The following is an 8614-nucleotide window of genomic DNA, read 5'->3' as shown; positions in this document are numbered from 1 at the left end:
TGTTTTTAGCCTTTGGCACTGTTTATGAAGAGCAATACCCTATCATGGGGAGTGCTAGAGTGATGACTATAAAAGTCATCTGGGACTTTACGCTATATTGGAGTGGTATTGCGCTGTTATTTTTTAGCAATAAATTAACTGACCTGGTCTTTATGCAAAGGGGAGGAGCCCAGTTACAGCAGATTTATCAGCTAAATTTCGAGATGCAGGGACTATTCAGGCATTGGGCGGAAGCAGAATTACCGAACGGTGACATGCGCGATAAATTTTTGAATTACACTCGATGTTCAAGTTTTTCCATCCCATTGCCATCAAACTCTTACCTTCACCCAGCAGAACAATACTTTAATGATGGTGTTGGCTCTAAGCGCCCTAAATCTCTGCCAATCATATGTTTTCCTGATGGCATCAGTTGAAACACATCCTTTATTAATTCACCTAACTCTTTCAGCTTATCACCAGGATCTGGAAACTCTAGCAATGACGTGATGAACTCAAGCAGTACATCCATTTGAGACTTGCGCTGTAAGCTTCCTATGGTATACGCAGGTAGTTTGCTTTCAATGCGGGCTATTTGCTCTGGGTGAAGGAGAAGGCAATGGTCAAACAAAAGACTCAGAATCAGGCCACGGCTTGATCCCTCTTCATCTAATTGTTTGGCCTCAGGCCCCCATCCTTCATAAAGCTTCCAGTCCTCAAAGAAAACCTCAATCAGCCATCTCAACGTATAGGCTTGAATAATATCTTGTGTGCGCCAAGTCAGGTCTGTCGCCACTAAATAGCGATAGTCGTTTTCACCGTCATATTTTAAGGCAATGACAAAGCGTTTTTTACTGTGTGAACTCACCTTTAATCGTGCACTGCTGACAGTCACTCGCTGAAAATCCTGGAAACGGAGCTTTAGCGAAGTGAAGATTTTTAGTCCGCGATAGCCGTAGGGCCGTTGTTTTGTCGGAGTCTGAGCGTTAGCGAAGGTGGAGACAAAATAAAAGGCCATCCGACACGGCGTCAAGTCATTTGGAGCCTATGTTCCGACCCCTTGTTGGGTCGGGACGAGGTGACGAGGACGAATCGGGGCCGCCGGAGGCATAAGTGGTCGCGTTAAGTTTTTGCTGCTTGCTTGGGCTGGGATGCCCAAAACAAGCTTTCGCAAAAATAGCGACTCCCCGATTAATCTCTTTTCCGCCACGTACACGTATTATCTGATCAATGCCTTTGTTAATCGAATTAAAGTAGCTCTCGACTGACCTTATTCTACCTCTATAGACTTTCAGAAAATTAATTTCCGAACAAACAAAAACGACAGAGGGGAAACTGGCTTATAATTTTCGTCCCAACACTAACGGAAACAGTCAAAAATGGTATCCCTCACTTTTTCAAAGTCAATTGTAGACCGACTAAAAAAAAATATGGCGACAGCTCTCAAGCTAAGTAATATTTGTTTATATCGATTAACTCAAGCTCTACTCTGGTTCAGTGAATGCATGGGAATCAAAGAAATAGCACGCCTAATGTGAGTCTGTGAAAAAACCATTATAAATTGGCTGAAAACATTCATGCATAAAGGTGTCGGTTGGTTAATAGGGCAACACTATCAAGGACGTGGTCGGAAGTCAAAGTTAACTAAAGACCAGAAAAATAAATTGGTTGAGTTGATAAAGAAAGGCCCAGAAGACAATGGATTTCATTGTGGAATATGGAATACTGCGATGATTGCCGAGCTTATTTGGTTAAAATTTGAAGTTCGTTATAACTTGAACTATTTATCAAGCCTAATGAAAAAACTGGGCTTCAGTTATCAAAAAGCTCGTTTTGTGACTGATCGCCAAGAAGAAGAAAAGTACGAGCTTGAAAGAAAAACGTGGCTGGAAGAAACATTGCCTGCCATTATGGAAAAGGCGGTAGAAGAAAAGAGTGTCGTTTTATTCGGTGATGAGGTGTCATTTGCTATGTGGGGTTCATTGGCACGAACCTGGGCTCCAATAGGAGAGCAACCCACAGTGAAAACATCAGGGATTCGAAAAGGGTTGAAAATGTTTGGTACGATCGAACTCGAAGGAGGGAGTTTTCAATACCGAGAATCATTGGCTTATGAGATAAAACCAAAGTCACTTAGACTTTTAAAAGAAGCTGGGCTGCCTCAAGAATTTTTAGCTATTCTTAAAAGCTTAAAAAATGAGAAATATCCAACACAGAAGCTTTTTATGGAAGCGATATATTCTATTGCCGACAACGTCTTAATCGAGAGTTATAAGCCAATGATATTACAACACGCTGAAACATCTGGGCGTTTTAATGGTGAAAGCTATGTTGAGTTTTTAACACAATTGCTGGCTTATTATAAAGGCAAGATTATTCTAATTGAAGATGGTGCCCCGTATCATGGAAGCGGTGTTATTAAGGAATTTAAGTTAGCTAATGTAGATCGTTTGACAGTAGAACGTCTCCCTGCGTTCTCGCCGGATTTTAATCCGATTGAGAAATTATGGAAAAATACGAAACGCGATTCGACTCATATGAAGTATTTTAAACATCAGTGTTCCCATTGAAAGAAGAAGTACCTAAACAAAGCAGCCTATAACCTACCTGAAGGTAGCACCACTCGAATATTTCCATCTTTTTGATTTTAATCACTTATAACAGAAAATAGACACTCTGTAGGCACCGTAAAAAAACAACAAATAATTTCAAATAAAGCTTGCAATTGCCGAAAAAATTTTTCTAAAAATTTCCGTTTTAATCACCTCATAAACGGATATCACCCATGCTTAAAGACCTACCACTCTCTGAACATATTCACCAACACTGCAATGAAAGTATGGAACGTTCCCTGTTAGCAGAGCGTCATCCTTTGTGGGCTCGTTCATGCCCAGAGTTGAAGGATATCGACTTTATTCGCCTTGGGTTATTACGCTGTATCAGTGTAGTCGATAGTGGTCGCCATTTCCTCCAAACCAATGAACAGATTTATGGCCAGCTGCTTCCCCACTCAACGTATTTTAAATCACTGAAGTCGCATAGACGAACAAGTATGCTTGAGGCATTTGAACAGCAGAGCTATCATCTTCACGCTGAAACACTGCTGTCGCAAGGCATTGATTATCTTAAAGCATTCCCGGAACTTGACGAATACACCATAGAAGCAGCGGATGGACATTTTATTGATCATGCCTGCCATACTGAAAAAAACAGCAAGGGGAAAGTTTATGCGGCTGGGGGGATTTACGCGTTGAATCTCAGAAGTGGGTTGCTCAGATTTCTTTGTCTGGTGACAAACGGAACTCAGAGGCATCAAGAAATACCTGTGTTACGAGATCATATTGAAAAGCAAAACAAGGGAAATAACAGCTCTCAGAAACATCTCTATGTCTACGATAAAGCCGTCACCGACTTTGTCTGGTGGGATCGGCAGAAACGACATGCTAATTACATGATTTCAATGCTAAAAGAAAATTCAATTGCGACTCTGGTTGAGTCTATCCCTTTTGACTCCCGCCATGAGATCAATACAGGGGTTGAAGCATACAGTGTGTACGAAAACAAGGGCATCAAATTTAACGTGGTGGATTACCGTGATCCAGAAACCGGAAAACTTCACCGGTTTGTGACAACCTTGCCAATGACTATTAACCCTGGAACCATTGCCATGCTGTATTTCAAGCGATGGACGATTGAAAAGACATTCAATAACACTAAAAGTAATTTCAAGGAAACTAAAGCTTGGTCTTCCAATACCCGCTCACTTGAAAATCAAATGCGCCTGACTGCAATGAGCTATAATTTAATGCGCGTGTTTGAAGAGAGTTCAAAAACACAACAGCCAGAATTGATTCATCCATCGGATAAAAAATATAGCGAGGCTCTGGAGATAAGGCAGCAACAGGCTCAAAAACGAGATCGTTTTGTGAATCCATTATTTTTCCAGGCAAGAATATCTCGTATCAGCTCGTATACCATTCGGGCAGTTCAAAACGCAATAATAACAGGAATGTCTTTACAGTGCTTTATGAGCTCTCTTGTGGCGAGGTTAGTCTCACGGCATCAATTGATAGGGGAACACTGATGGTGTGCGACGAAACACCCAGACAACCTGAACGGGTCGTTTCAATGTTTTCAGCATGACAACGCGACTATAAGCCCTGACTTCACGCTGTTTTCCATAGAGATTCACGGTATACGATCGGGCCTTTTGTTGTACTGTTTTTGCCATGTCTGTGGCTGACCCCAGACGCTGCCCGTACTTTTTATTCCGCCCCCTCGCTGAAAATCATGGAAACGGAGCTTAGCCTATCTTCGTGACATATACAGTCAATTTCCCATTATTTCAATGAGTTAAATTTTCAATCGGCCCCAGTTGGCACTACAGGTTTCATATCAACGATCGTTTTAACTTTTCCAATCGGGTCGGGGTTAATATTCAACGCAGTGTATATTTGTTTTTGTCTGGTTTCTGCTTTGCTTGTGGTTCGCAGGTGAATGATTGTATCGTTATCCGTGGGTAAAGTAATGGTCATGCGTTGCTGGGTCGACATCCTGTTGCGAATGCTTTCCCAGCTTAGATGGATGTCCTGCAATCTAAGTTGATAACGCAGTACATGTACCAGGTGGTAAGCTAATAATGTGATGAATAGGTGTCCGGTAACCCGCTCTTCTTTTTTGTGATAGACAGGGCGCAAGCCTAGCTCGGTTTTCAGGCTTCTAAAGGTCGCTTCAATCTCAGTCAGCATGGTATAGGTTAGCCATAACTGTTCTTCCGACCAGTCAGGGATATTCGTTCTTAGGCAGTAAACACCACAGTGCTTATCTTTTTGGTCACTTTCAGGTTTACGTTGCCATTCTATACCGATGGCTTTGTTTTTTTTGTCATCCGCGATAACGTTAATGGTGTAATCTGCAGCAACACGGCTATGTTTTTCACGTAGTCGTCCGATACGTTCCAGTATTTTGTCGTATTTTTTAAGGGTGCCTTTTTTGCTCAGACCTGTGTGCAGTTTTTCCAGGGCCTCTTCCAGACGAGCATGGAAGCGATTACGGATACCTTGTTCTTTTTTTGCTTTTTGTTCTGAATGACAATAGAGTCGGGTTTCCCCGGTTTCTTGATCAACTTCACGATAAACAACAACATTGCTGTCCCGGGTATCCCTGACCGCTACCGGAGTTTTCTGATCTCTTGGGTTTTTTACATGTTGTTCTCGACTGACAACGAGATAATGATAATCTTGTTCGATTAACCAGGCAATATTGTCAGCGCTGGCAATGCCGGCATCCATGATAACCACCGGCTTTATTTGATGAAAGGGATCCTTGTCTCGCAGTTCGTCAAGCATCAGTTTCAAGGTCGCGGGCTCACTGGCGTTGCCGGGAAAAACCTGACTACTCAATGGAAAGCCGTCACCATCCAGAACCAGCCCCAGAGTAACCAACGGGCAATCAGTGCGTTTCTCTTTAGAGCGACCGAATTTCGCTTTCGGGTTTCGGGCGCACTGGCCTTCAAAATAAGTATTGGTCAGATCGTACAATACAATCTTGCGGTTTAAATTGAACAACGTCTGCTCTCGGTCAGCCAGAAAATATTCAAGAGTTGCCGATGTTTGAGTAGCTTGTCACTGACTGTATATAATCGCGTCAGGCTGGTGTTACCGTAGTCATGACCCAGTAATTCGCCCAGGCCTGTTCGATTTTGCAACCAGTCATGTGTTTGCAGTTCACTGCCGGGTGAAACCATACGTCCTATGATAGTGCCCAGGGCCGTCGCCGTATCTACTTTATTAAAGCCCAGCGCCATGAGTTTTTCGTCTAGCTGTAACTGCTGTGCGGCATGCAGTGCCAGGGTTTCAACACCAATACTACGGGCATTAATGGCTTCGACATGATTAATATCGACATGATGAAAATCTCGCGTTGTTGTTTTTGAATCTAGCGGTTGTGACAGTTTTGCAGTCATCAGTGAGCTATAGCGCTGGGCTGTTGCTTCCAGAAGTTGATTTAAATCATCGGCTAAATTGAATAGCTCTTCCTGATGTGGTTCCAAACCTTGCTGTAATTGTTCGATTCTGGCCGTCAGCAAGGGCCAGTACTTTTTATCAATCGTAAAGTCCGCACCTATATTGAGCAATGTACGTTGCTTGACTTGTTTTCCTATACGCACAGATTCTACAATGCGGTAAGTGAAATAAGCTGAGCCGTCTTCAAGGCTTTTTGTTTTGGTTCTTCGAATATACATACCACTAGCATCGGTGAAAAACCAGGGAAAATCAAGGGGCAGAGCAAGTTAAGATGGCACTACAGAGACACTCAAAAAAAACACCATTGATTCTAAAGGGATTTTTACGATGAATTTTTAATGCGAATTATAAATCAATGACTTGAAGAGATAAAAGTGACGAAGATAGGTTAATAAGCCTAATGCAATCTCTGTTTTGGTCGGGTAGGCACTGTCACGTTCAGGCTTAATAGGCCGATCTTTTTTTGCTATACCGCTCTTTTTCAACCGTTTATCTTCTTTATCCCACTGCATTTAAGGCTGGATCCGGCATATAAAAGAAAAAACCGACAGGCACTGTAATGGATGAGGTAACTAGCAGCAATAATACTATCGTTTGTCCATTAACATACCCGCCGGAGCCTTTGTGTTTCTGCTTGTAAACTTTATAAATACGTTTTGTAGACTTAGATCGTGCTCGGTCTGATTCATCAAAGGCCAACACACCTTCAGTAATGCCATAACGTTTTAAAATTAAGACCACACTCACCCGTAGCAACCAGTCCCAGGGTATATTTGCTTTACGAAACACCCAGGATAATGCGGCTACTTTGCAATCTCCAAGGCTTGCTCGCTCAAACTTAGCCCAGCAAACAGAGTTCATTAGCAGTATGCCCGTTAAACAAGTGCCCAACCAAGCGGCTTGAATCCGTGTCAAAGCGGCTCCGGGTTTTAGCTGATTGAGCGCATCATTTAAATCGTCAATATAGCTTTGGATAAAGGTGGCTGGGGCATTCATTAACATGGGCTTACACCGATAAAATTACAACAACCTCAGAATACCTGATTTTACCTTCTCAATATCAAAAACTTGAACATCGAGTTATAGCAATATTGGCTTTATACAGCAATTAAATAAGGATTTGCATGCGCAGCTGACGGATGAAGAATTACAGCAGCAACTTGTTGTGAACATTATCTTTATCCAAGAGCTGGCAAATGAAATTGGCACGGAAGCAATACAACTTTACCCAGATTTGAAAGAATATGCCCCTGAAATACAAGCGAGCCATTCTAGTCACTTACAAGATATTTTTACAATATTTCGTTAAATCAATACTTGTGCATAATCTGCAGGCTAAAGACCCGCACCCCAGAGTTGATTGTGTCGGTGGATATGTAGGTTAAAGCCTATTCCCCTGTGAGTTGTTGCTTTTTGAATTTAGTAAAGGCGTGGTTTTCCTTGAATTCTACAAATTTATTAATTAAATACAGAAACTTAAATGCTAGCAGAGGGAATTTTATTTGCGAATTCTTATAAGCATCGCCAGCCAAAACCGAGATCACAGCAGATTTCAGTTTCTGTTTAACCGGGTGCTTGCTGGCTTCATCAGATCCATTAGTAATTTATGCAGAGCCGGGCTATTAAAACGATAAATAAACCAGCAGAAAGCTTTGATTTCAGCGTTTACCGACGCTGTCAGCCCCGGACGGGCTGATAGTCTCCAGAAGGCGCAGGGAAATTTGCCAATCCGAAGTGCGCGATAGCGCGCGAGGGAGGCTAAAATTTTATCCCGAATAGCCGTAGAGCCATTTGTGGTAGCCATGACTGAGCTGCTTTGTGCTCAGTCTGTGGCGGACGCAGGGCGGCTGGAGCATCTCCTACGCTGAAAATCATGGAAACGGAGCTTAGCGAAGTGGTGATTTTTAGTCCCTGATAGGCGACAGGGCAATTCGCTGATTCGACGTGTGCTAGCAGCACGCGAGAGGAGCAAGAATTGCATTCCGAATAGCCGTCCAGCCAGTGAGGTAGTAATGACGAAGCGGCTTTTGTGCGTAGTCGTTGCGGACGCAGGGCGTTCAGGGCATCTCGCAAGTCCTAAAATACGCCTTTTAGCTTTCTGGCCATTTGAATACCATATACGCAGTCCTGAATCCTCTGAAAACCGATCCAAATACTTTTCGCACCAGGGTCACCATCTGATTTACGCCCTAAAAAACCACCCAATGTCGCTAAATTTCTTAACACGGCATTCAGTGTAGGCACTTTTTTGGGTATCTTTTTGTCCAATAAACCATAAGATGATTTCCATTCTAAAGGATCAAAGATTAATTCAGCAGGCAAGTCAGGACAGATGCGACCTAAGCGCATAAGATACATCACCCGCCAAGCAATAACCATGGCCATGACTAAGGCTTTTTCAATGCGCTCGTTTACTGGATAATTGAAGCTTTTCAACCTTGCAGCCCACTTTCAAAATATCAAAAAACATTTCTATTTCCCAGCGACAGCGATACCAGTCAATCGGGACTCACGAGGCTTGATGCTTCACTTTCTGACTGCTTGCGATTGGGCTGGGATATAGCACCCCAAAGAGTCAAGACAGATTTTTCAACAATCCTTATTCCATA

At 42.7% G+C, this 8614-nt stretch carries 12 protein-coding genes and 2 pseudogenes; 5 read left to right on the top strand and 9 right to left on the bottom strand.

The genetic code is table 11. From position 1 onward, the window contains the following. A pseudogene (locus tag K6984_RS24895) lies at positions 1-416 on the top strand (hypothetical protein); the annotation flags it as partial. Here the strand turns inward: K6984_RS24895 and K6984_RS24890 are convergent. Continuing rightward, complete coding sequence (locus K6984_RS24890) at positions 326-997, bottom strand: hypothetical protein (protein ID WP_230988284.1); 672 nt, start codon at positions 995-997, stop codon at positions 326-328. The pseudogene K6984_RS24895 and the gene K6984_RS24890 overlap by 91 nt on opposite strands. A gap of 27 nt (positions 998-1024) precedes the next feature. Beyond that, positions 1025-1153 carry a hypothetical protein gene (locus tag K6984_RS34930; protein WP_263458596.1) on the bottom strand — a complete coding sequence of 43 codons (129 nt, stop codon included), beginning with the start codon at positions 1151-1153 and terminating at the stop codon, positions 1025-1027. A 205-nt stretch (positions 1154-1358) separates the two neighbouring features. Here K6984_RS34930 and K6984_RS24885 point away from each other — a divergent pair, with 205 nt between their 5' ends. The 3 genes from K6984_RS24885 (at position 1359) to K6984_RS24875 (ending at position 4063) form a co-directional block, all read left to right on the top strand. Further along, on the top strand, positions 1359-1517 hold the full coding sequence (locus tag K6984_RS24885) for a hypothetical protein (protein ID WP_221893723.1): 159 nt from the start codon (positions 1359-1361) through the stop codon (positions 1515-1517). A 39-nt stretch (positions 1518-1556) separates the two neighbouring features. Next, positions 1557-2549, top strand: a complete 993-nt coding sequence (locus tag K6984_RS24880) for a transposase (RefSeq protein WP_221897872.1) — start codon at positions 1557-1559, stop codon at positions 2547-2549. A gap of 215 nt (positions 2550-2764) precedes the next feature. Continuing rightward, the gene (locus tag K6984_RS24875; protein ID WP_221893851.1) at positions 2765-4063 is read left to right on the top strand and encodes a transposase; all 1299 of its coding nucleotides are present in this window, start codon (positions 2765-2767) and stop codon (positions 4061-4063) included. Here the strand turns inward: K6984_RS24875 and K6984_RS24870 are convergent. The 4 genes and pseudogenes from K6984_RS24870 to K6984_RS24850 form a co-directional block, all read right to left on the bottom strand. Continuing rightward, positions 4034-4210, bottom strand: a complete 177-nt coding sequence (locus tag K6984_RS24870) for a hypothetical protein (protein WP_221897871.1) — start codon at positions 4208-4210, stop codon at positions 4034-4036. The genes K6984_RS24875 and K6984_RS24870 overlap by 30 nt on opposite strands. A gap of 130 nt (positions 4211-4340) precedes the next feature. After that, positions 4341-6223 (bottom strand): annotated as a pseudogene (locus K6984_RS36600) (IS1634 family transposase). Positions 6224-6340: 117 nt separating this feature from the next. Next, positions 6341-6517, bottom strand: coding sequence for a hypothetical protein (locus K6984_RS24855; protein ID WP_221897864.1), 177 nt, complete (start codon positions 6515-6517; stop codon positions 6341-6343). Then, positions 6504-7007, bottom strand: coding sequence for a hypothetical protein (locus K6984_RS24850; RefSeq protein WP_221897863.1), 504 nt, complete (start codon positions 7005-7007; stop codon positions 6504-6506). Before K6984_RS24850 ends, K6984_RS24855 begins: the two co-directional genes overlap by 14 nt. Before the next feature lie 118 nt (positions 7008-7125). On the opposite strand from K6984_RS24850, the gene K6984_RS24845 reads away from it, so the two are divergent. After that, positions 7126-7314, top strand: coding sequence for a hypothetical protein (locus K6984_RS24845; protein WP_221897862.1), 189 nt, complete (start codon positions 7126-7128; stop codon positions 7312-7314). Positions 7315-7557: 243 nt separating this feature from the next. On the opposite strand, the gene K6984_RS24840 is transcribed toward K6984_RS24845, so the two are convergent. Genes K6984_RS24840 through K6984_RS24830 form a run of 3 tightly spaced genes read right to left on the bottom strand, consistent with a single transcriptional unit; the run spans position 7558 to position 8441 of the window. Beyond that, positions 7558-7809: a hypothetical protein gene (locus K6984_RS24840; protein ID WP_221897869.1), complete on the bottom strand. Its 252-nt coding sequence runs from the start codon at positions 7807-7809 to the stop codon at positions 7558-7560. Continuing rightward, a complete protein-coding gene (locus tag K6984_RS24835) occupies positions 7764-8078 on the bottom strand; it encodes a hypothetical protein (RefSeq protein ID WP_221897868.1) in 315 nt (104 codons plus the stop codon). The genes K6984_RS24840 and K6984_RS24835 overlap by 46 nt, the downstream gene beginning before the upstream one ends. 3 nt (positions 8079-8081) lie before the next feature. Next, entirely contained in the window at positions 8082-8441 is a 360-nt protein-coding gene (locus K6984_RS24830) for an IS4 family transposase (RefSeq protein WP_221897867.1), read from the bottom strand. Positions 8442-8614: the final 173 nt, after the last annotated feature.

The sequence above is a fragment of the Bathymodiolus japonicus methanotrophic gill symbiont genome, from assembly GCF_019721995.1.
Taxonomy (GTDB): domain Bacteria; phylum Pseudomonadota; class Gammaproteobacteria; order Methylococcales; family Methylomonadaceae; genus Methyloprofundus.
This window is presented reverse-complemented; position numbering and strand designations above follow the sequence as displayed.